Below are 20,123 nucleotides of genomic sequence, written 5' to 3' on the forward strand. Positions count from 1 at the left end.
GTGAGAGTAAGTCATCGCCAGCTCATTATTCAAAATCCCCCTGCTAAAAAGCAGGGGGATTTCTTTTTTTATAAAAAGAAAAGAAATAAAAGAATTACATCGTTATCTATATGAGTCATCCGCAGCACTCAACTAGAGATATAGTATTATATCTATCCAGACTAATTATCAGATACATCTGCTAGGGGAATATAGTGCAAATTCTATCTGCTCTATTTGTTGGTTTGACACGCCATTAAACGATGATGATTTTGGCAGATATTGTCTGATCAGACCATTCGTATTTTCTGAGTTCAACCAAAGTTAAGAATACTCCCTGATAATTCTTACCTATTACAGTATCACCTCCGAGGTCTCCTAAACATTGTCGTTGATCAACAACCTCATCTCGGCACTGAATGCTAGTTTTATCAAAAACTTATCCTCTAATATCGGTATTTCTATAGCCATGTTTACGATATTTTTTTGATATCTTAAATGAAGATGAAGTTTAGCGCCTTTTGATTTATTTTGATAAATGTACTGTTAAATCCACTCCTGTAAAGGTACATCTAATCAATCCCATTATGTTAAAGCACCTGAAATTTTTTCAGGTGACTAGTTTGAGCCAATCAAATAATCAACATAAGCGAAAGTAAACACAATTATTTGTGATGAAGGATGATACTGTCTTTGATTTGCAAATTTTGCTGCTTGTTGAGCTCTATATCCACATTGCCCAGTATTTCTTTTTAATTCAGGATAGATGGTTGATCGTGAACGTCCTAAGTCGAGCAAGCGTAGCGATTAAACTTTTACTTTTTAAAGTTGGATAAATTTCGTATCTTATCATCTTGATAAAGTTGAGTGCATTTCTTCATTGTGTGCTTTCCAATTGCGAGTTAAAAAAGTCTAATGATTCTATGAATGCCCCTAACTTTTTCAACAAACTACAAATGTGTCACACTTGTGACTTGAATCTGCATAGATTGAAAAATTTAAAAACTATAATTAACTCATCAATAAAAACCAAAATTGAGTTTGTAGTTGTAATACGGATAAGTAGTTGGAATTGATCTTCATCCAAATTAATAATTTAAATTTATATAAGAGTTTGTTTTCTTTTAAAGAAAAGAAGTTATTATCAAGAGAGCTATTGTTGTTCTGGCTCGTATTAAACTGCTTAGGAATTTATCTTTCATTAAATATGCTTTGATTTTATTAAGTAGGGTTAAGCTAACCATTACTCATTAATATTATTCAATATATTTCAAATGAAATAGCCTAAGCGGTTTTGGGTCAATTCGTTTTCTTTAGGGATTAAAGTGCACTTTTTAAAGCTTGTTTATGTTGTTTAACTTGCTTGGCATAGCGTTTACCTTGTTTTCTCATCTTACGATTATTTTCGTAATTTGAAGGCCCAACATTGTAATAAGCGAGTGCTTTTTCCCAGTCTCCTGCGGATTGATGGTATTTAGTTAATATATAAGATCCACATTGAATATTGTTATTTTCATTATATAAGTTGCCTGGACAAGTTTGCTGCCAGTAGCGTGGCATCACTTGCATGAGTCCTACTGCACCTACAGGCGAGACTGCCTGACTCCGGTATGTCGATTCCTGGCGAATTACAGCAGCAACTAAAAGTGGATCTAGCCCCTGACGTTCTGAATGTAACACGATCATGTGAGATACTCGCTCAGCAGTACTGGCAGGTGTTGAATAAGCAGTCTGAATACCTTTTGATAATTTGGCAGCACGTCTTTCTATAGATCCGCCACCTAGGGATGAGCACCCAGTAAAAACTAAAGTAGTGAGTACAATAGAAGAAAGTTTAAATGAAGTCGAACGAGATAATGGAGATTTAAGATTAAAATCAGTGAAATAACGAGAAAAAAGCAAAACTTAAGTTCCATGCCTAAATTACACGTTTAGATGGTATGTAAGCAATCCATTTGAGTCAACCCGAGAAACAGCAAAAACTCTCTATTTTTAAATAGAGCTATAAAGCTTTAAAAGACTGAATTGATAAAACTTATATTTTGCTTTCATTAGGCTACAATTTAAACAAGATCTTATTGATTTATATTTTTTAAATTGATATTGAAATCAATCAGTCTATACAAGTACTACCGCAATAAATAATGCAAATTACTTAATTTAAAGCTTTTTTAACATCCAGATTTCACAGGCTTCACTATGTCCAGTATTTCCTTTAGGAGAGTCTAAATGCTCAAACCCCAGTTTTTCATACAGCCTGACCGCCTGCCACAGTGCTTTAGTGGTTTCTAAATAGACTGCATTAATGTGATGCGCCTGTGCAAATTCAAATGCTAACTCTAAAACTTTTTTAGCTAATCCTTGCCGACGGATTTCAGGTAGAAAGTACATTTTTTGAATTTCTAAAATATTTGCATCACCTTGCAGTGGAGCAATTCCACCACCACCATAGATTATATTTTGTTTATCTATAATTACCCAATAAGCTGAATTGGATTGCTGATAAACCTGATAAAGTTTATCTAAAATAGAATCCCCTACAGCAAAACCGGATTCAGCTGCCAGTCCAAATTCTTGGGAAACACGACGAATAATGGCAGCAATTTGAGCATTATCTTCAGGTTGGATTAGGCGAATAGAATACATATAAATTTATTGAATGGTGAAATAAAAAATGATGAATTTTTATAGCCTTAAATGCTTAAAAAATCCACCATTTAATCAATTTAATTGTTTGATTTATCAGCAAAGTAAAAACTATTTTAATTCACTAGAGGATTTATTCAGTTCACGTCGGGCAATAATCAGTTGTTGAATCTGTTGAGTACCTTCAAAAATATCCAAGATTTTGGAATCACGTGCCCATTTTTCCAGAAGTTCGGTTTCATTGTAGCCTAATGTAGCTGCCAGCTCGACGCATTTTAAGGTGATTTCATTACCGATCCGGCCAGCTTTGGCCTTAGAAATTGAAGCTTCACGTGAATTAGGTTTGCGATTATCTGCCATCCAGGCAGCTTTTAACATCAATAAACGTGCTGCTTCCCATTCCGCTTCCATACGGTAAATCTGTGCAGCGATATTGGAACTTTGTAAATATGGCGTGCTGTAGTGGGCATCTAGTTCATCTTTGAAAATTTCTTTAATACGCTCCAGAGATGCTTTTGCGCAGCCAATTGCCATGGCAGCGACCAATGGACGGGTATTGTCAAAGGTTTCCATTACTCCCGCAAAACCTTTGGCGACATCGATTTCCTCATGCCCTAACAAGTTGGCAGCTGGAACACGGCAGTCAATAAAACTAATTGCTGCGGTATCTGAAGCTTTAATACCCAGTTTATGTTCCAGACGCTCAATCTTCATGCCAGGCGTATTTTTAGCGACCACAAAAGATTTGATGGCAGCACGGCCCAGTTTTTTATCCAGAGTTGCCCAGACTACAACCGCATCGGCACGTTCTCCAGAAGTCACAAAAATTTTCTCGCCATTCAGAATATAGTCATCGCCATCTTTTGTAGCCGTTGTACGAATGGCTGCCGAGTCTGAGCCACAACCCGGTTCTGTAATTGCCATAGCCGCCCAAATTCCCTGAAAGCGCTGTAACTGTTCATCATTGGCAACTGCAGCAATTGCAGAGTTTCCTAAACCTTGACGTGGCATGGATAACAATAGACCAGTATCGCCATAACACATCTCGACAATACTGAGCGCTGTAGACATATTGACGCCATTTTTATTACTTTCGTCGCTATCACCGCGCTTGTTCACCGCAGCACCGGCATTCATGCCTTCACTACCTTGATTCATGCCATCGACGACAGAAGCCAGCATGTCCAGCTCTTTGGGATAAGTATGTTCAATTTTGTCATATTTACGTGAAATAGGGCGGAGTACATTTACTGCAACTTCATGGGCTTGATCAATCAGCATTTTAAATTTTTTAGGATTTTGTAAGTTCATCTCTTTTTTCCCTTATTTTTGCTCACGCATGCAAACCAGAATGCAGGATGGCAGTTGCTCTTAAATCCCGATACCAGCGTTCGACCGGATGCTCCTTGGTAAAGCCGTGTCCTCCGAGAATCTGTACGCCATCTGTACCAATTTTCATAGATTTTTCTGCACACAGCAGGCGCGTCAGATAGGCTTCACGATGAAAACTCTGACCAGATTCAGCCAGGCTCGCAGCATTCAGGACCAGCATCTGCATGGCATCTATTTCAATTGCCATATCTGCAATCATAAAAGCCACGCTTTGACGATGTGAAATTGGTTCACCAAAGGCCGTCCGTTCATTGGCATACTGTATGCAGTATTTTTTCACGGCCTCACAAGTACCGACGGCCATCGCGCACCACATTAAATTGCCTAGGTCCACAAAAGCGGTGTAATCAAAATCTTCATCTCCTAAGCGCTGAGCTGGTGTGTTAGCAAATTTCAAGCTCATGGTTTGAGTGGCTTTTAGGCCCATGGCTGGAGATTTTTGTGCAGTGATGGTCTGGTCACGCTGTACAACAAAGATGTCGGCCGTTCCATTCAAACTGGCACTGACCAGATAAAGGTCAGCACTTTCTCCCAGAATGACCAGCGTCTTTTCCCCATTGATCAGATAATGATCCTGATGGGGGGTGGCTGTGGTCTTTAGCTGATATGGATTAAATGCGGCAGTTGCTTCCTGTACTGCAAAAGTGGCTTTTAGCTGAGGGTCTTCAGTAAAGGCAGAAAGATAATCTGTCTGGATCTGTTCCGAACCCCAGTGAGTAAGGGCATTGATGACACTAAAGGTAGATAGCAACCCGGCTGTCAAGCTGAAATCACCTTGGGCTAGACTTTGGGCAATCAGAACATTACTGACAATATTCTGCTCTGATGCCACACCACCTAAAGCTTCAGGAAGGGCATAAAGGTTGAGGCCTAAATCAGTTGAATATTGCCAGAGTTCCTCGGGGAAGTTTTCATGGTGATCTGCCTTATATGCCAGAGGATAAAGCACTTCTCTGGCAAACTGCTGCATGGCATCACAGGTCATTTGCTGTTCTTGCGTCAAGTTCAAGTCAAATAGTGATTTGGGCTGATGTGGGAGACGTTGCTTTTGGAGTGTTTGACCAGATTTTAGGATTTTTTGTGTCTGGCTGAGCGTCTTAAAGCCAGCCTTTGAGCTTTGATACAGAGATTTTTCTAAAAATTTTCGTAACCTGAATTGGTCAAGTAAATCGCTGCCAGCCACTCTGGTTAGAAGAGACAAGCCAAATCCTTGAGCTTTATTTACCATATTATTCATTCTGATTATCCTGTGGAATATTATGTTGTTTTCTTAATGCTGACACGTAGTCGGAGAAAAAACCATGTCATCAATGACATGAAATATTGTCAATTTACAATCAAATCAAAATGATTAACTAAATAGTTAAATATTTGAAAACTAACAGAAAAATAAAATATTTGAAATTTTGGATTTTATAATAATTGACCCGGATGACAGAATCATCCGGGTCTAGGCTTAAAGCTCAAAGCTGGTTTTAATACATCAGAGGTAACGTTTAATCATGCTGCGTACATTCGTTCTGGCATCAATCACGGTCATAAAAGTATAGGCACCAATGAATTTACGGCTAATAAACATAAATTCTTTGGGCGGGACACTGAAATAACGTGAAGCCATTGATTTTGAAGCTTGCTGCATCACACGGCTATGTAGCTGGCTTTTTTTCCAGTTATAGCGGTCATATTCATCCATAACTCCGGCAGGCAGGTCTTTATTATTAAGGGGTGAACTAAATGCTTCAGTGGCTAATAAAAAGACTTTGGCCATATCCGGTTTAATGCTATGCGGGATTGAGTCAAAGAACTCATAACCGGTCATTGCTTTCACCATCATATCCGCATCATGATGATAACCTGCCTGAATCAGGTTGCGCGCAACGTTTAGCAGATGCTGGTCAAACTGACGAATTGCCCCAAAATCCAGCAGGACAATTTTGTCGCTAATATTTTCACCATTACCTAAGCGAACCAGGTAATTACCGAAGTTCGGATCGGTCTGCATCTCGCCCCATTCGAAAATTTCACGTACAGCAATTTCTAAAGAGGCTTCACCAAGCTGGTTGCGGCGTTCCTGAGGCAGGGACAGCATAACGGGACTATTAATTGGCACACCACGTTCAAAGGTCATGCACAGCACACGGTCAGTACAATATTGATCGATAATCGTAGGCACGATATAACGCGGATCTTCTTTTAAACGAGCAGCGAAACGGCGCGTAGTGTCAGCTTCAATTTTATAGTTGACCTCACGATGCATCATTTCACGGACTTCATCGAACCACTGGTCAAATTCACGTGTCTGCGGCACCATGCGGGTCAGCTTCAGCATGTTCCTGAACAGGCTCATGTCGGAATCGATCGCTTCAGCCACACCTGGATACTGAATTTTAAGGACCAATTCCATGCCATCTGATTTACGAATAGCACGGTGAACTTGGGCCAGAGAGGCGGTACCCAAAGGTTCATGATCCACGGTCAGATCATCTAGCTTTGAACCCAGCTGCTGTTGTAATTGAGCTTTAATTGCCGGCCATGCCAGAGCAACGGTCTGGTTATTCAGGGTATTGAGAGCCTGAGTAATTTCTTCGGGCAGAAAATGTTCGCCATAAAGCGCCATCATCTGGCCAATTTTGACGATTGAGCCTTTTAGTTTACCAATTTCTGCAACCAGATAATCAGCCTGTTCTTTCATAGCTTTTTTGCGTTTTCTTTCTTTTTCTTCCTCGCTAGAGAACATGGAACTCGCGCTCGATGCCGCCCAGCGCGTACCTGCCAATAAGGATGCCTTTGCGATCGATAAGCGTCGATCCATTGAGGAAGTTTTCAGTTGTTTAAGCTTATCGTTCTGATCTGACATGTAAACTCAATCCTTTCATCAGCATAAAGCAAAATAAATCATTGTAGTGAATATTACCGTGTCTACAGATATTAAAACAGTTTGAGCCGTTGAATTCACAGTAAAACCTTAGCAAGATTTGGTCACTTACCAACTTAGACCAGTGTAGGACAGCTATTATGACATTTGAAATTGGATTTTTAATTCAGATCGTTGCTGTAAGTGTTGTTTATTTGTTTGAATGTGTTGATGAATCAGACCCTGCACTACTTCATGCATAAAGCCCAGTGCATAACCTTTTACAATAACAATACTGGGCAAGCTAAAGAACAGGTATTTGGCATCTTCCAAAGTTGCACTATCAAATACACCTTGCTGTATTAAAGTCGTTTGTAAAAATATCTTTTCTTGCTGCACCTGAATGGACAATTGATCATTCCAGTAATTTTGGCGCATTGCCATAAGATTATTGTGCTTATAGCTCATAAGGTCTGGGCTCGTTTGGACTTTATTGCCAGATGATATGGAGGCAGATTACAGATTTTCAAACCTTTAAATGTGACATCTTTTTAAGCGAAAAAACGATAGGATTTTAATAAGGACTGGGTTAGTATCGGGCAATAATTTATACAAGATTTATTGTTCAAAATTAATTTGAAGCAGACCAGTTTGGCTAAAGGGGATATGATGCGTTTTGCATGTTTATTAGTTGCAGGTTGTTTGGCGGCATTGGGGCTACAGGTTCAGGCAGCAGAAGGTTATTCTAAGGCATATACTCAGTGTATGAACTTCAGTTATGGTAATACCGCGAAAGCAAAAAAATGTGTCAAAAAAGAATTAAAAGCGCAAAAAAAACGCTTGAAGAAAAACTATAAAACTTATTTGAAATTGAATTCGCCTTATCAAAATAATATCCGTGCTCAGCATACGCTATGGGAACGAAAAATGTCCCAGCAATGTAACTTGGGAATGACTGGGCAATATGCACAGATTCAACAAGGCCAATGCAGGCTAGCGCTGGTCGTGGATCAGGCCAGTCTGTATCAATCCCGTTCTTATAGTAGAGGGCTTTAACAGGATTTTCAGGCCAATAAACCGGTCGAAGAGTTGTAGCCTGTATCAGAAACTAAAGGTTGAATGGATGTAAGGGCAGAAATCCGGCAGATTAAGCAGCCATGGAGAATTCACGTTTTTCATGGTTTTGGCATTATAAAAGCCGTTAAAACAAGGTATCATAAAGCGTTTTAAAAAATGACCTTGGAGACGCCTTAAGTGGATCGACCGACTATTAGCCCTGAACATTTGCAGGAAGCCGCTGAAAATTTAACGACCATTCGTGACTTTGTTCGCTTTGGTGTTACAGCATTACGTCAATACGATGCGCATTTAGGCCAAGGTACAGAAGATTATTTTGCTGAAAGTTCGGCACTGGTATTACAAACCTTGTCGCTGGACTGGAATGCTGATCCAGAAATTCTGGATTCCAAACTGTTGCCAAGCGAAGTGGCTGAATTTCTCAGTCTCCTGGAACGTCGTATCAATGAAAGAGTGCCAACTTCTTATTTATTGAATCTGGCTTATTTCTTCGGCAAACCGTTTTATGTCGATGAACGCGTCCTGATTCCACGTTCTCCGATTGTCGAGCTGATTGAAAACCGTTTTGCGCCCTATTGCCTGACTGAAAATGGTGAAAAGGGAGCAGCAGTAAATAACTTGCCAGAAAATCCGAATCCAAAAACACCGCAACGTATTCTGGACATGTGTACAGGTTCAGGCTGTATTGCGATTGCATTGGCTTATGCTTTCCCTGATTCAGAAGTAGATGCTACCGATATTTCCAAGGATGCTCTGGAGGTTGCACAGATCAACTGTGAACATCATAACAAGCAGTATCAGGTGGCACTGCTGGAGTCTGATCTGTTTGCGAAAATTCCTGCTGAAAATCAATATGATCTGATTGTGTCTAATCCACCGTATGTCGATGCAGAAGATATGGCTGATCTTCCAGATGAATTCCATCATGAGCCAGAACTGGCATTGGCAGCGGGTCAAGACGGTCTGGATCTGGTGCGTAAAATGCTGGCTCAAGCCGCCGATTATCTGACTGAAGATGGTCTGATCGTGATTGAAGTCGGAAATTCGGAATGGGCCATGCGTCAAAACTTTAATACAGTCGATTTTTACTGGCTACAATTTCAGCGCGGCGGTTCAGGTATTTTTGCACTGACAGCAGCACAATGCCGCCAATATCGCGATTTATTCATTCAATCTGTTCATTCATAAGGAGTCGTTGAACATGGCAGGTAATAGTATAGGGCAACTCTTCCGTGTAACGACTTGTGGTGAATCTCATGGTGTTGGCCTGATGGCCATTATTGATGGGGTTCCACCAGGAATTGAACTGTCTGAAGCTGATTTACAAAAGGATCTGGACCGCCGTAAGCCGGGGACTTCGAAATTTGCAACCCAGCGCAAAGAACCAGATGAAGTTGAGATTATTTCTGGGGTATTTGAGGGTAAAACGACTGGAACTTCTATCGGTCTGCTGATTCGTAATACTGACCAGAAATCTAAAGATTATGGCAATATTGCGCAAACTTTCCGACCTGGACATGCAGACTATACCTATACCCAGAAGTATGGTTTTCGTGATTATCGTGGTGGTGGCCGCTCTAGTGCGCGTGAAACTGCAATGCGTGTGGCGGCGGGTGCAATTGCCAAAAAATTTCTGTTTGAAAAATTCGGAATTGAAGTTCGTGGTCATGTGACGCAGATTGGCACTGAAAAAGCTGAAAAACTGGACTGGAATGAAGTGCCAAACAATCCGTTTTTTTGCGGTGATGTGGATGCCGTTCCGCGTTTTGAAGCCTTAGTCACATCTTTGCGTGAACAAGGCACCAGTTGCGGTGCGCGTCTTGAAATTATAGCTTCTGGAGTTCCGGTTGGTTGGGGGGAGCCGGTTTTTGACCGTCTTGATGCGGATATTGCTCATGCAATGATGTCGATTAATGCCGTCAAAGGTGTGGAAATTGGTGACGGTTTTGGTGTGGCTGAGCAGTTTGGGCATGAAACCCGTGATGAACTGACAGCTGACGGTTTCCTTGCTAATCATGCTGGGGGAATTTTAGGCGGTATTTCCAGTGGTCAGGACATTCGTGTTTCGATTGCGCTGAAACCCACTGCGTCAATTACCACGCCAGGTAAAACCATTACCATTAACCGTGAAGATACAGATGTACTGACCAAAGGCCGTCATGATCCTTGCGTAGGTGTGCGTGCAACACCGATTGCTGAAGCGATGCTGGCGATAGTACTCATGGACCACTTCATGCGTCATCGTGCGCAAAATGCCGATGTGGTGGCACCATTTTCACCAATCGAACCAAAATAATCTGCTTTTCATCTTCAGTAAATATAATTAAAGTCAGACTCCGGTCTGACTTTTTTATATTGAAAATAATGCAAAAGAAGAATATACGTTTAGTGACTAGCGCAGATATTTCTGAGCTGAGTCTATTGATAAATACTGCTTACCGCGGTCAGGGTGGTTGGACTACTGAATCAGGCATTATTCAGGTCACTGAAAAAACTGAAGCATATCCAATAGATCAACAGGTTGGGAAGCCGTTGGTTCAAGTGCACTTGGTGGTTTTAGAAAAATTACTAGAATAAATGACGAGCTAATAAAAATTCACGTTTTTTCTATTTGAATTAAATGGTGATTCAGCGGCTTCATATGCTAAGTTTTGTTTACTGTCTCAAGATAAGGGATCAATAGATAGATACCGATCAGGATAGGCCATGCTGCATATTATTTTAACTTCTTTATTTCCTCTCATCGGGCTGATCAGTTTTGGTTATCTGCTGAAGCGTACTCAATGGTTGAGTGAAGATTTTTGGCGGGGTGCAGAAAAGTTAAATTATTATGTGTTATTTCCTGTAATGCTGTTCTTAAATCTGGCTGCCGCAAAGATTAAGATAGAGGTTATTCAGGATGTGGCTCTGGTGATTTTTAGCCTCGTGACTGTGGTCAATATTGCATTATATATTTTGCGACAGATTTACCAGATTGGTTATGCACGTTTCGGGGTCTATGTTCAGAGCTTGCTACGTTTTAATACCTATATTGGCCTCGCAGCAGTCAACGCTTTGTTTCAGCAGCAGGGGATGACTATTTTTGCCGTCGTGATGGTATTGTGTATTCCGCTGGTGAATGTCCTGTCCGTACTGGCATTTACTCGTAGCCATGACATGCAGATCAGCAAAATCCTGATAGATCTGTTAAAAAATCCACTAATATTGGGCTGTATTGCTGGGGGACTATTTAACTTTTCAGGCTGGTCACTCTGGCCAGGTCTGGAACTGTTTTTAAAGCAGCTTGCCTTATGCAGTTTACCCTTAGGTCTGATGTGTGTGGGGGCTGCCTTACAATTCCAAGGACTTCAACGGGATATTCTACCGCTTAGTTTATCTACATTTGGACGCCTATTGGGCATGCCGCTGGCTGCATTTTTTATTTGTCAATTATTTGAAATTGATAGCTTAACTACTCAGGTATTGGTTCTGTTTTTTGCCTTACCGACTGCTTCAGCCTCTTATGTACTAACTCGGGTTTATGGCGGGGACAGTCAGCTGATGGCCAGTATAATCAGTGTACAGACGGTGGTGGCGGCCGGTTCTTTAATGCTAGTGCTTTCCTGGCTGATTTAACTTCAGAATCTTAAAGCCATATCACTGTATTTTTAACTTATTAAATAGCCTAAGCAAATAGCAGCTATTCTTTTTATTTTAGTGACCTTTTATAAATTCAGAAAATCTAATACTGATTGATAGAAAAAACTCAAATTCTTTCATCCACTCAATGTTTTTTATTGAATATCTGACACAGATACATCACGCTTTCCATCACGTGAATTAACATAAATAAAAATTCTCTTTTTCTATAAAATGATACATATCTTGCTCAAGATAATAAAAATATTATTGCAGGAGAGAAATGCTGCTGCATTCGCCGAAGGAGCAAGCTCCCAGAATACTCTCAGGCAAAAGGACTGCAATAATATAAAAACTCTGGAGAGAAGTGTTTAATCACTCACCGAACGAAGGGGGGAAGGCTGCTCTGAGTGCTATACAGTGACCGAAGCTCTCAGGTATACCTGACAGATAGGAAGACATCATAAAGCAAGGAGGTGCCTATGCGTCATGTGGTCGTAATTGGAGCAGGCATTACTGGTATAATCACAGCCTACGAACTGGCTTTACTCGGGTATCAGGTCACTGTGCTTGATCGTCATCTTTATCCGGCAATGGAAACATCCTTCGCCAATGGCGGTCAGCTCTCCGCTTGTAATGCAGAAGTCTGGAACCAGAAAGCGACTGTGCTGAAAGGCATTAAATGGATGTCACAAAAAACAGCTCCCTTACTTCTAAATCCTTCTTTTAGCCTGCATAAATACAGCTGGCTGATGGAATTTTTGGGGAATATCAAAAACTATGAAGCCAATACCCGGGAAACGGTCAAATTGGCTCTACTGGCAAGAAAGCGTCTGTTTGAGATTGCCGAAATCGAGCAAATCGACTTTGATCTGGAAAAGCGCGGGATTCTACATTTTTACCATAATAAAGCCGATTATGATGTGGCGATTCGAGTGAATGACCTGCTGTGTAGCGGAGGTCTGGAACGTAATGCGATTAGCAATGAAGAAATCAAGCAGATTGAGCCTGCATTAACGGGAAATTACTATGCCGGTTTCTACAGTCAGAATGATGCATCAGGGGATATTCATAAATTCAGTACAGGTCTTGCCAAAGTCTGTATGCAAAAAGGAGTGAGGTTTGAATTTGGTCAGGATGTGTTTGCAATAGCGTATCAGCTACAGCATGTCACCTTGAAGTACCGGCCAAGTACTGAAAATGTACATGCAAATCGTAATGAGATTGTAGAGATAAAGGCAGATGCGATTGTGGTCTGTGCAGGGGTAGGTAGTTATCAACTGGCTAATCTGCTTGGTGAGCGGGTCAATATCTATCCGGTCAAAGGTTATTCAATTACAGTACAGTTAAATGATCAGCAAAGTCAGCACAACGCACCTTGGGTCAGTCTGCTGGATGAAAGTGCCAAAATTGTTTTATCGCGTTTAGGCCCAGAGCGCCTGCGTGTTGCAGGAACAGCTGAATTTAATGGTTATAACCGGGATATTCGTGCAGACCGCATTCAGCCTTTGATCGATTGGACACAGCGTAATTTAAATTTGTGTACCGAGCATGTTCTTCCTTGGGCAGGGCTGCGTCCTATGATGCCGGATATGATGCCTGTGGTACGTCAGGGTAAACGGGAAAGGATATTTTATAATACTGGTCATGGTCATTTGGGCTGGACCCTGTCAGCTGCAACAGCGGCTATGATTAGTCAACAGATTCTCCGGCAGTATCCTGCCTAAAAAGGCTTAACCCGCTTCAGTGCCTTTAAAATAAGAAAGTGTTAGTGGGTAGAAAATTAATTGTCTAATTTACTGAAATATAATTAAATATTGTATAGAAATAATCGGTTTTAGTTATTTAGTCATACAGACGGTATATTCCATTAAAGCGTTCACAGCCTTTTTGTGGACTACTGACTTTCAAGATGGCTTTGTCATAGCGAAACTGATATTTGCAATCATGTTCATTGTCAAAAATCTGGGTTTTCGTGTCTGGTGTGCTATAGGCCAAAAAAGGAACAGTCTGTGTTTCAGGGCGGTTATTTGGACTACGATAGGCGATTCCTTCAATCTTGATGCGGTCTTTGCTCAGTTGGTGGATTTTGAGATGTACGGGCTGTTTGGCCATGTATCCATTTTCAAATTTCAGATAATGCTGGGTAAGGCTCTGGTTAAGAGAAATATAAATATTTAAGTCATCCAGACGCAGCTCAAACTGCTGCTTGAAACAGTCCAAGGTTTTGCATTGCTGTATGCGTTTTGCCCATAACTGATGCGTATCTTTAAGTAAATACAGCGGCGCATCGGTAATTAAAAAAGCGGTCAGATATTGATTGGCCAGTTTTTCCCGAGGCTCATCCAGATCTGACGAACACATTTTTTTTATCGCGGCATTATTATTACTTTGCTTCACGCAATCCGGTAATTCTGCATGGCCGCTGGTCGTCGCCAGCATTGCTGTGCCGAAACATAGACCGATTATTTTCATCATATTTAGATCAGTTTTCAGTAGCATGATCGCTTATACTTTCACTGTGTTACGCTTGGTCTAACTATAGCGAAATAGAAACGTAGTATACAAGATTTCAATTGGTTATTTCTAAAGGATAAAAGCAGTGGTTGCACAAATTCGTATTGGTCAGGGTCTGGATATACACGCATTTGAGGAAGGGGATTTTGTGACCTTGGCGGGTATCCAGATTCCGCATACGCATGGCTTAAAGGCCCATTCTGATGGTGATGTGATTCTGCATGCATTGAGTGATGCCTTACTCGGGGCATTGGCACTGGGGGATATTGGTCAGCATTTTCCAGATACCGATCCGCAACTCAAAGGAGCGGACAGCAAGGTGTTATTAAAACATGTCTATCAGTTGATTCTGGACCGGGGTTATATACTGAATAATGCAGACATCACGGTTGCCTGTGAACGTCCAAAACTGGCCAAACATAATCTGGAAATGCGTCAGAGCATTGCCGATGTGTTGAATGTGGAGGTGACTCAAATCAGTATTAAAGCCACCACTACTGAAAAATTAGGCTTTACCGGACGTCAGGAAGGTATCCTGGCCACGGCGACTGTCCTGGTTAGTCATCATAAATAACATCAAACAAAGTGATGTGGATGAATCAAGGACAATTCCAGTTCATGGGTTGCTTTACGGCCTTGAAGTTGTAGGGCAACTGCGTGCATGAGTCCGGTCCAGGTTTCATTGGGTTCCCAGATTTCATGCAAATATTCCTGGGCAGCTGGCATATCTATATTCATTGAGTATTGACGGTATAGATACATCAGGCAGCTGACATGATAATTCTTTGAGCAATGTACCCAGACCATGTGCTGTTTTACCAGATGATCAATCAGATCAAGTACTAACAGACATTGATCGTCAGAAGGTCTTTCCCAGGAAATGGGCAGCTGGATATAGTTCAAACCCAGATCAAGGCAAATTTTATCTTCATGTAATAAATGTTGGACGCTGTCGGTCAAAGCCACATTAATAACAGTGGATACGCCGTATTCTTTCATCAGTTTTAGCTGTTCGGCAGTCGGTTGGCCCGAGCTGAACAGATGCTCATGGATGAACTGAAAGTTTTCAATTTGGCTGAGCGCAGTTTCAATGTCATTCATTAGATAAAATTTTCCTTGTGCAGAAAAAAACGCCATCTTAGCGATGGCGTTTGTTAGATCGTTTAACGGTTCGGTAAAACGTCTTTTAATGCCTCATGCATGTCGAGTAATACTTTTTCTGTAGTATCCCAGTCGATACAGCCATCAGTTACTGATTTACCATATTCCAAATCGGCCAGATTGGCTGGAATATCCTGACGACCCCCTTTCAGGTGACTCTCTACCATAATACCAACAATTGACTTGTTTCCATCAAGAATTTGTTCGGTAATGTTTTTTAAGACCAGAGGTTGTAAGAACGGATCTTTATTCGAGTTGGCATGGCTGGCATCAATCATGATCTTGCTACTGACTTTGGCTTTGGCCAAAGCAGCTTCAGCATCAGCAACCGAGCCGGCGTCATAGTTCGGTTTGCCATTACCACCACGGAGTACCACATGTGCATATGGGTTACCTGAGGTGCGAATTACAGCAACCTGTCCCTGATCATTCAAACCGAGGAAGCTATGGCCATGTTTAACTGATTGCATGGCATTGGTTGCAACTGTTAAACCGCCATCAGTACCATTTTTAAAGCCTACTGGTGAAGACAGGCCGGAAGACATTTCACGGTGAGTTTGGCTCTCGGTGGTACGCGCACCAATCGCTGACCATGAAATTAGATCCTGATAATATTGCGGAGAGTTTGGATCCAGGGCTTCGGTTGCACATGGCAGGCCCATTTCATTGAGTTCCGTTAACAGTTTACGACCGATACGCAGACCTTTTTCAATATTGAAAGAGTCATTCATATCCGGGTCATTGATCAGACCTTTCCAGCCCACAGTCGTACGTGGCTTTTCAAAATAAACACGCATCACGATATACAGCGTATCTTTGACTTTCTCGCTCAATACTTTCAGGCGTTCAGCATATTCGTGTGCAGCAGCCGGATCATGGATAGAACATGGACCAATGACCACAAATAGACGTTTATCCTGACCATCTAGAATATTGCGAATCGTTTCACGACCATGCAGTACGGTTTGATAAGCAGTTTCAGTCAATGGTAATTCTGTTTTTAACTGAGCAGGCGTTACCAGAGGAATCATGCTTTGGATATTCACGTCATCAATATCTGATGCTGAAATAGGTTTTGACTGTAGTGTATTCATTGCCGTCACTGGTTTGATCATACAAAAGGTTGTTTAATAGCCTGAATATAACATGAATGATGCGTCACTTTGTTATAAAAAAGATGAATATTTCTTTGAAAAAAAATTGATGAATCGGATAGTTAGTTTAAACAGGCTGTATTTTGTCGGGTTGAAGTATCACTGCGGATTCAACAGGTTGCACAGGTTTAGATTTCACCGGATTAAGCATGAAATTGATACCAAGAGCAAACAGGGTGATTCCCAGAATCTTGCGGATCAGTTTTTCCGGCATACGTGAGCTGAGTAAAGTACCGATCACAATCGCCGGAATAGAACCGACAAGCAACCATCCCAACAGATAAAAGTCTACATTACCTGAACTCATATGGCCAAGGCCTGCGACTAAAGTCAGTAATACCGCATGTACCACGTCAGAACCAATAATGCGGATCATGGGTAAATTGGGAAACATCAAGACCAGTGCCATAATTCCAAATGCACCAGCACCTACCGAGGAAAGGGTGACAAACACGCCCAGTATAATCCCCATAATCATGATCAAGACACGTTTATCATTGGCTTGCAGTTTGACATGCTCCAGTTCTTGGGTCATATCTGGAAATGCCTGTTTACGGTATGTATTAAATAGCGCTTCAATCTGGCTACGAAATACAATCGAGGTGCCGGTCAGGGTGAGCATGAAACCCAAAACCATTGTCAGTACTAATTTGTAGTGAGCCGATTGGCTTAGGTAATTATCCAGTACCCAATGCGTGGCAAAAGAAGCCGGAATACTGCCTACAGCCAGCCAGATAACGATTGGCCACACAATATTCATTTTTTGGGCATGAACAAAAGAACCGCAAAATTTGGAAATGGCAGCATAGAGCAGGTCCGTCCCAATGGCGATATGCGGCTCAATCCGGAACAGGCCAATCAGGATTGGAGTCATCAGCGAGCCACCACCTACACCAGTAATGCCTACACAAAAACCCACCAGAACGCCTGCCAGAATAAATTCAATTGGACCAAACATGCATGTATGCCAAAATAAAAAACGAGCTTATCTTATGGTTTTTAAGCTTAAATTGTTGTCTTTATTGATGATTTACTTATTCTAAAAAAAAGATAAAGATTTTATTGACTAAAGGTTCATTCTTAATATTCAAGTGATTAGTTCAATCTTACCAACGCAGTTTTAACAAATCTGAAGTGTAAAATTATAAAAGCCGAAACAGTGAGATTTTCTTGAATATTTAAACTCAGAAGAAATACAAGCTCTGTTTTCCATACAGAGAGCTGGAAAATTATTGGCACTGTGGGTTTCGCAAAGCACAGTTAATACAAGAATATTTATCTACGTGCTGTTTTAGAATTAGGCGGTTTTCTTCAATACTTTTTAATACCTGAGCATTTTATCTTTGATCTTTTAGATAAGGAGTTCACTGCTTAAGATTACTTTTACCGCATCATTTTCTTTTATTTCGGCGGCGGGGTTCGCTGTATATTGCTTACTCAGGATTAAATTGTGGATTATGTTAGAATCCTGTAGGGCTGACATTCAACACATCTGAGGGAATACACTTGCAAAAACGGAAACTTAAAATCGGAATCGTGGTGGGAGAGGTATCGGGAGATACGCTTGGTGCAAAGCTCATCCGTAGTTTTCGAGAGCAGGGTATTGATGTGGAATTTGAAGGGATTGGCGGGCCGCAAATGTTGGCCGAAGGCTTTAAGAGCTATTATCCAATTGATATTCTGTCAGTCATGGGAATAGTTGAAGTTCTCAAAGATATTAAAAAGCTGTTTGCCGTCCGTGATGGTCTGGTGGACATTTGGAGTAAAGATCCGGTCGATATTTTTATTGGTATTGATGCGCCTGATTTTAACCTGCGTCTTTCTAAAAGCCTGAAGCAGAAGCAGTTACCGATTAAAACCGTGCAATATGTCAGCCCCTCGGTGTGGGCATGGCGTCAGGGACGTGTGCATGGAATTAAAGCCAGTATTGATCTGGTCTTGTGTTTATTTCCTTTTGAAAAAGTGTTCTTTAAAAAGTGGGATATTCCAGCGGCCTTTGTCGGCCATCCACTGGCAGGTCAGTTGCCGCTAAAAAATGATCTGACCGAAGCTCAGACAGAACTGGGGCTGGATCCGGCATTGAAATACATCGCCTTGCTGCCAGGAAGCCGTCGGGGAGAGATTGAGCGTTTAGGGCCATTGGTCCTGGATGCAGCCAACCTTTTACACCAGAAACATCCCGATTATATTTTCCTGGTTCCTGCCATTAATGAGGCGCGCAAACAGCAAATTGAAAGTTTGTTGGTGCAATATCCGGCCAGTTTAACAGCGCGGGTACGACTCATAGAAAATAGCGGTCGCGAGTCAAAGATTGGCCGTCAAGTGATGAATGCCTCGAATATTATTGCCTTGGCTTCCGGGACCGCGACGCTGGAGGCGATGCTATTGCATCGACCAATGGTGACCTTCTATAAACTGCATTGGCTGACTTATCGAATTGCCAAACTGTTGGTGAAAATTCCTTATTTCTCATTGCCAAATATTATTGCGGGCAAAAAAGTCATTCAGGAACTCATCCAGTCTGAAGCAACCCCAGAAAAGCTGGCGACCGAAATTGAAAAGCTGATGAGTATTGAAGTGGCTCAGATTCAGGTTATGCAGCACATCACTATGCACAAGCAGTTGCTATCCAGTAATAGTGAAGATCCTGTTAAGGCAATACTAGACTTAGTCCAATAATCGAACTTTAGTGCCCTGGCAATTGGAGCGATAGCGGGTTGGCGTTTGTTCAAACTGTTTTTTAAAGCTTTGACTAAACGCCGTCTCAGATGAATAGCCCACCAGATAGGCAATTCGCTGGATGCTAAATCCGCTATTTCTTAAATATTGGGCAGCTAGGCGCAGACGGTGCTGTTGCAGATAGGCCAGAGGCGGTTCACCCACGACCTGAGTAAATAGTTGGGCAAATTTGGATCTGGACATGTGACATTGTCCGGCCAGACTTTCAACGGTCCAAGGTAGTTCCGGTTTGCCATGAATAACTGCCAGTGCATTCGACAGTTCAGGATGTGAAAGGGCATTCAGCCAGCTTGAAGCATCTTCCAGATTCAGAATATGATCACGGACACATTCAATCAGTAAGATACTGACCAGATGGTCCAAAATTTTATCACGTCCCGGACGCTGCTGCTGGGTTTCTTGGGCCAGAAACTGTAGGCCGATTTGTAGCCATTCCGGGGCCGTATCACCCAGAATATGCTGAATATGCAGATGCTTGGGTAAGGCACTGAGCAAAGGTTTAGCCATCTGAATATCCATACTTGAGCGAATGGCCAATATAAAACTGTGTTCTGCCGATTGATCCGGATTGAGATCTACACATTGCTGCGAATGGGTCGGAAAAAACGGATTAATCGGAAAGTATTCAGAGAAGTCGGTGGTATCCGGGCAAGACAGGCGGTGTGCAGTGCCCGCGGGTAATAACACCAGATCGCCTTGTTGCAGCTCAAGCAGACTGCCGTCCATGAATTTTAATTGTGCTTGGCCATGTAACAGTACATAAGCCAGCATGGATGGTTCATGCTGATAGGCAAAGCCACCCGGATGAAAGACCTTAATATAAAGGTATTCTGATTTCTCCAAATGAATATCATCAAAAATTTTACTTAAAGCATCCATGCCTAACTCGATGTGACTATTTTAGTCAGTTTATTTCAAATGATCTGGTTTTTGTGATTGAGGGCCAAAATTTGGCCCATGGAGCCAAAGACGCTGACATAGTTTTT

General features: G+C 41.6%; 19 protein-coding genes, 1 pseudogene and 1 riboswitch. Of the genes and pseudogenes, 8 read left to right on the forward strand and 12 right to left on the reverse strand.

The genetic code is table 11. The features are described 5' to 3' along the window. Window positions 1-192: 192 nt before the first annotated feature. The 7 genes and pseudogenes from NI461_RS07235 to NI461_RS07265 all read right to left on the reverse strand — a co-directional run. Window positions 193-860, reverse strand: a pseudogene (locus tag NI461_RS07235) (IS30 family transposase); the annotation flags it as partial. Window positions 861-1,299: 439 nt separating this feature from the next. After that, window positions 1,300-1,803: a lytic transglycosylase domain-containing protein gene (locus tag NI461_RS07240; RefSeq protein WP_228723989.1), complete on the reverse strand. Its 504-nt coding sequence runs from the start codon at window positions 1,801-1,803 to the stop codon at window positions 1,300-1,302. Window positions 1,804-2,139: 336 nt separating this feature from the next. Further along, a complete protein-coding gene (locus NI461_RS07245) occupies window positions 2,140-2,625 on the reverse strand; it encodes a GNAT family N-acetyltransferase (protein WP_174659800.1) in 486 nt (161 codons plus the stop codon). Between the two features lie 111 nt (window positions 2,626-2,736). Continuing rightward, a complete protein-coding gene (locus NI461_RS07250) occupies window positions 2,737-3,936 on the reverse strand; it encodes an acyl-CoA dehydrogenase family protein (protein WP_151207625.1) in 1,200 nt (399 codons plus the stop codon). Between the two features lie 22 nt (window positions 3,937-3,958). Continuing rightward, window positions 3,959-5,254, reverse strand: coding sequence for an acyl-CoA dehydrogenase family protein (locus tag NI461_RS07255; protein ID WP_174659802.1), 1,296 nt, complete (start codon window positions 5,252-5,254; stop codon window positions 3,959-3,961). A 246-nt stretch (window positions 5,255-5,500) separates the two neighbouring features. Further along, window positions 5,501-6,874, reverse strand: a complete 1,374-nt coding sequence (locus NI461_RS07260; RefSeq protein ID WP_174659803.1) for an AarF/ABC1/UbiB kinase family protein — start codon at window positions 6,872-6,874, stop codon at window positions 5,501-5,503. Window positions 6,875-7,030: 156 nt separating this feature from the next. After that, on the reverse strand, window positions 7,031-7,339 hold the full coding sequence (locus NI461_RS07265) for a hypothetical protein (protein ID WP_151204378.1): 309 nt from the start codon (window positions 7,337-7,339) through the stop codon (window positions 7,031-7,033). 201 nt (window positions 7,340-7,540) lie between these two features. Between NI461_RS07265 and NI461_RS07270 the strand changes: the two genes are divergently transcribed. From NI461_RS07270 to NI461_RS07295, 6 genes are all read left to right on the forward strand, one after another. Then, entirely contained in the window at window positions 7,541-7,927 is a 387-nt protein-coding gene (locus NI461_RS07270; RefSeq protein WP_174659804.1) for a lysozyme inhibitor LprI family protein, read from the forward strand. A gap of 198 nt (window positions 7,928-8,125) precedes the next feature. Further along, entirely contained in the window at window positions 8,126-9,136 is a 1,011-nt protein-coding gene (gene prmB, locus NI461_RS07275; protein ID WP_151204380.1) for a 50S ribosomal protein L3 N(5)-glutamine methyltransferase, read from the forward strand. Window positions 9,137-9,149: 13 nt separating this feature from the next. Further along, on the forward strand, window positions 9,150-10,244 hold the full coding sequence (aroC, locus tag NI461_RS07280) for a chorismate synthase (RefSeq protein WP_151204381.1): 1,095 nt from the start codon (window positions 9,150-9,152) through the stop codon (window positions 10,242-10,244). A 68-nt stretch (window positions 10,245-10,312) separates the two neighbouring features. Continuing rightward, window positions 10,313-10,525, forward strand: coding sequence for a hypothetical protein (locus tag NI461_RS07285; RefSeq protein WP_151204382.1), 213 nt, complete (start codon window positions 10,313-10,315; stop codon window positions 10,523-10,525). 129 nt (window positions 10,526-10,654) lie between these two features. Beyond that, window positions 10,655-11,563: an AEC family transporter gene (locus NI461_RS07290; RefSeq protein ID WP_151204383.1), complete on the forward strand. Its 909-nt coding sequence runs from the start codon at window positions 10,655-10,657 to the stop codon at window positions 11,561-11,563. A gap of 266 nt (window positions 11,564-11,829) precedes the next feature. Next, a riboswitch (glycine riboswitch) is annotated at window positions 11,830-11,917 on the forward strand. Between the two features lie 131 nt (window positions 11,918-12,048). Next, window positions 12,049-13,293 (forward strand): D-amino acid dehydrogenase, encoded by a 1,245-nt coding sequence (locus NI461_RS07295; protein WP_174659805.1) that lies wholly within the window; start codon window positions 12,049-12,051, stop codon window positions 13,291-13,293. Between the two features lie 118 nt (window positions 13,294-13,411). Here the strand turns inward: NI461_RS07295 and NI461_RS07300 are convergent, their stop codons facing one another. Then, window positions 13,412-14,068, reverse strand: a complete 657-nt coding sequence (locus tag NI461_RS07300; protein WP_151204385.1) for a hypothetical protein — start codon at window positions 14,066-14,068, stop codon at window positions 13,412-13,414. 100 nt (window positions 14,069-14,168) lie between these two features. Here NI461_RS07300 and ispF point away from each other — a divergent pair, with 100 nt between their 5' ends. Beyond that, entirely contained in the window at window positions 14,169-14,657 is a 489-nt protein-coding gene (gene ispF / locus NI461_RS07305; RefSeq protein WP_151204386.1) for a 2-C-methyl-D-erythritol 2,4-cyclodiphosphate synthase, read from the forward strand. A gap of 2 nt (window positions 14,658-14,659) precedes the next feature. Here ispF and NI461_RS07310 read toward each other — a convergent pair whose 3' ends face one another. From NI461_RS07310 to NI461_RS07320, 3 genes are all read right to left on the reverse strand, one after another. Next, window positions 14,660-15,184 (reverse strand): protein tyrosine phosphatase family protein, encoded by a 525-nt coding sequence (locus NI461_RS07310; protein ID WP_151204387.1) that lies wholly within the window; start codon window positions 15,182-15,184, stop codon window positions 14,660-14,662. A gap of 62 nt (window positions 15,185-15,246) precedes the next feature. Further along, window positions 15,247-16,338, reverse strand: a complete 1,092-nt coding sequence (locus tag NI461_RS07315) for a 3-deoxy-7-phosphoheptulonate synthase (RefSeq protein ID WP_151204388.1) — start codon at window positions 16,336-16,338, stop codon at window positions 15,247-15,249. A gap of 127 nt (window positions 16,339-16,465) precedes the next feature. Further along, on the reverse strand, window positions 16,466-17,356 hold the full coding sequence (locus NI461_RS07320; RefSeq protein ID WP_174659806.1) for a sulfite exporter TauE/SafE family protein: 891 nt from the start codon (window positions 17,354-17,356) through the stop codon (window positions 16,466-16,468). Between the two features lie 548 nt (window positions 17,357-17,904). Between NI461_RS07320 and lpxB the strand changes: the two genes are divergently transcribed. Then, the gene (lpxB, locus tag NI461_RS07325; protein WP_174659807.1) at window positions 17,905-19,077 is read left to right on the forward strand and encodes a lipid-A-disaccharide synthase; all 1,173 of its coding nucleotides are present in this window, start codon (window positions 17,905-17,907) and stop codon (window positions 19,075-19,077) included. Here lpxB and NI461_RS07330 read toward each other — a convergent pair. Continuing rightward, on the reverse strand, window positions 19,066-20,016 hold the full coding sequence (locus NI461_RS07330) for an AraC family transcriptional regulator (RefSeq protein ID WP_174659808.1): 951 nt from the start codon (window positions 20,014-20,016) through the stop codon (window positions 19,066-19,068). The genes lpxB and NI461_RS07330 overlap by 12 nt on opposite strands. Window positions 20,017-20,123 lie beyond the last annotated feature (107 nt).

Origin of the sequence: Acinetobacter sp. S4400-12 (genome assembly GCF_024129495.1) — a bacterium.
Taxonomy (GTDB): domain Bacteria; phylum Pseudomonadota; class Gammaproteobacteria; order Pseudomonadales; family Moraxellaceae; genus Acinetobacter; species Acinetobacter lwoffii_C.

Excerpts from the sequence above, each read along its gene's own strand:
- NI461_RS07245 (WP_174659800.1), bottom strand. The coding sequence starts at position 2,625 with ATGTATTCTATTCGCCTAATCCAACCTGAAGATAATGCTCAAATTGCT.
- NI461_RS07250 (WP_151207625.1), bottom strand. The coding sequence starts at position 3,936 with ATGAACTTACAAAATCCTAAAAAATTTAAAATGCTGATTGATCAAGCC.
- NI461_RS07255 (WP_174659802.1), bottom strand. The coding sequence starts at position 5,254 with ATGAATAATATGGTAAATAAAGCTCAAGGATTTGGCTTGTCTCTTCTA.
- NI461_RS07260 (WP_174659803.1), bottom strand. The coding sequence starts at position 6,874 with ATGTCAGATCAGAACGATAAGCTTAAACAACTGAAAACTTCCTCAATG.
- NI461_RS07265 (WP_151204378.1), bottom strand. The coding sequence starts at position 7,339 with ATGAGCTATAAGCACAATAATCTTATGGCAATGCGCCAAAATTACTGG.
- NI461_RS07270 (WP_174659804.1), top strand. The coding sequence starts at position 7,541 with ATGCGTTTTGCATGTTTATTAGTTGCAGGTTGTTTGGCGGCATTGGGG.
- aroC (WP_151204381.1), top strand. The coding sequence starts at position 9,150 with ATGGCAGGTAATAGTATAGGGCAACTCTTCCGTGTAACGACTTGTGGT.
- NI461_RS07285 (WP_151204382.1), top strand. The coding sequence starts at position 10,313 with ATGCAAAAGAAGAATATACGTTTAGTGACTAGCGCAGATATTTCTGAG.
- NI461_RS07290 (WP_151204383.1), top strand. The coding sequence starts at position 10,655 with ATGCTGCATATTATTTTAACTTCTTTATTTCCTCTCATCGGGCTGATC.
- NI461_RS07295 (WP_174659805.1), top strand. The coding sequence starts at position 12,049 with ATGCGTCATGTGGTCGTAATTGGAGCAGGCATTACTGGTATAATCACA.
- NI461_RS07300 (WP_151204385.1), bottom strand. The coding sequence starts at position 14,068 with ATGCTACTGAAAACTGATCTAAATATGATGAAAATAATCGGTCTATGT.
- NI461_RS07310 (WP_151204387.1), bottom strand. The coding sequence starts at position 15,184 with ATGAATGACATTGAAACTGCGCTCAGCCAAATTGAAAACTTTCAGTTC.
- NI461_RS07315 (WP_151204388.1), bottom strand. The coding sequence starts at position 16,338 with ATGAATACACTACAGTCAAAACCTATTTCAGCATCAGATATTGATGAC.
- NI461_RS07320 (WP_174659806.1), bottom strand. The coding sequence starts at position 17,356 with ATGTTTGGTCCAATTGAATTTATTCTGGCAGGCGTTCTGGTGGGTTTT.
- NI461_RS07330 (WP_174659808.1), bottom strand. The coding sequence starts at position 20,016 with ATGGATGCTTTAAGTAAAATTTTTGATGATATTCATTTGGAGAAATCA.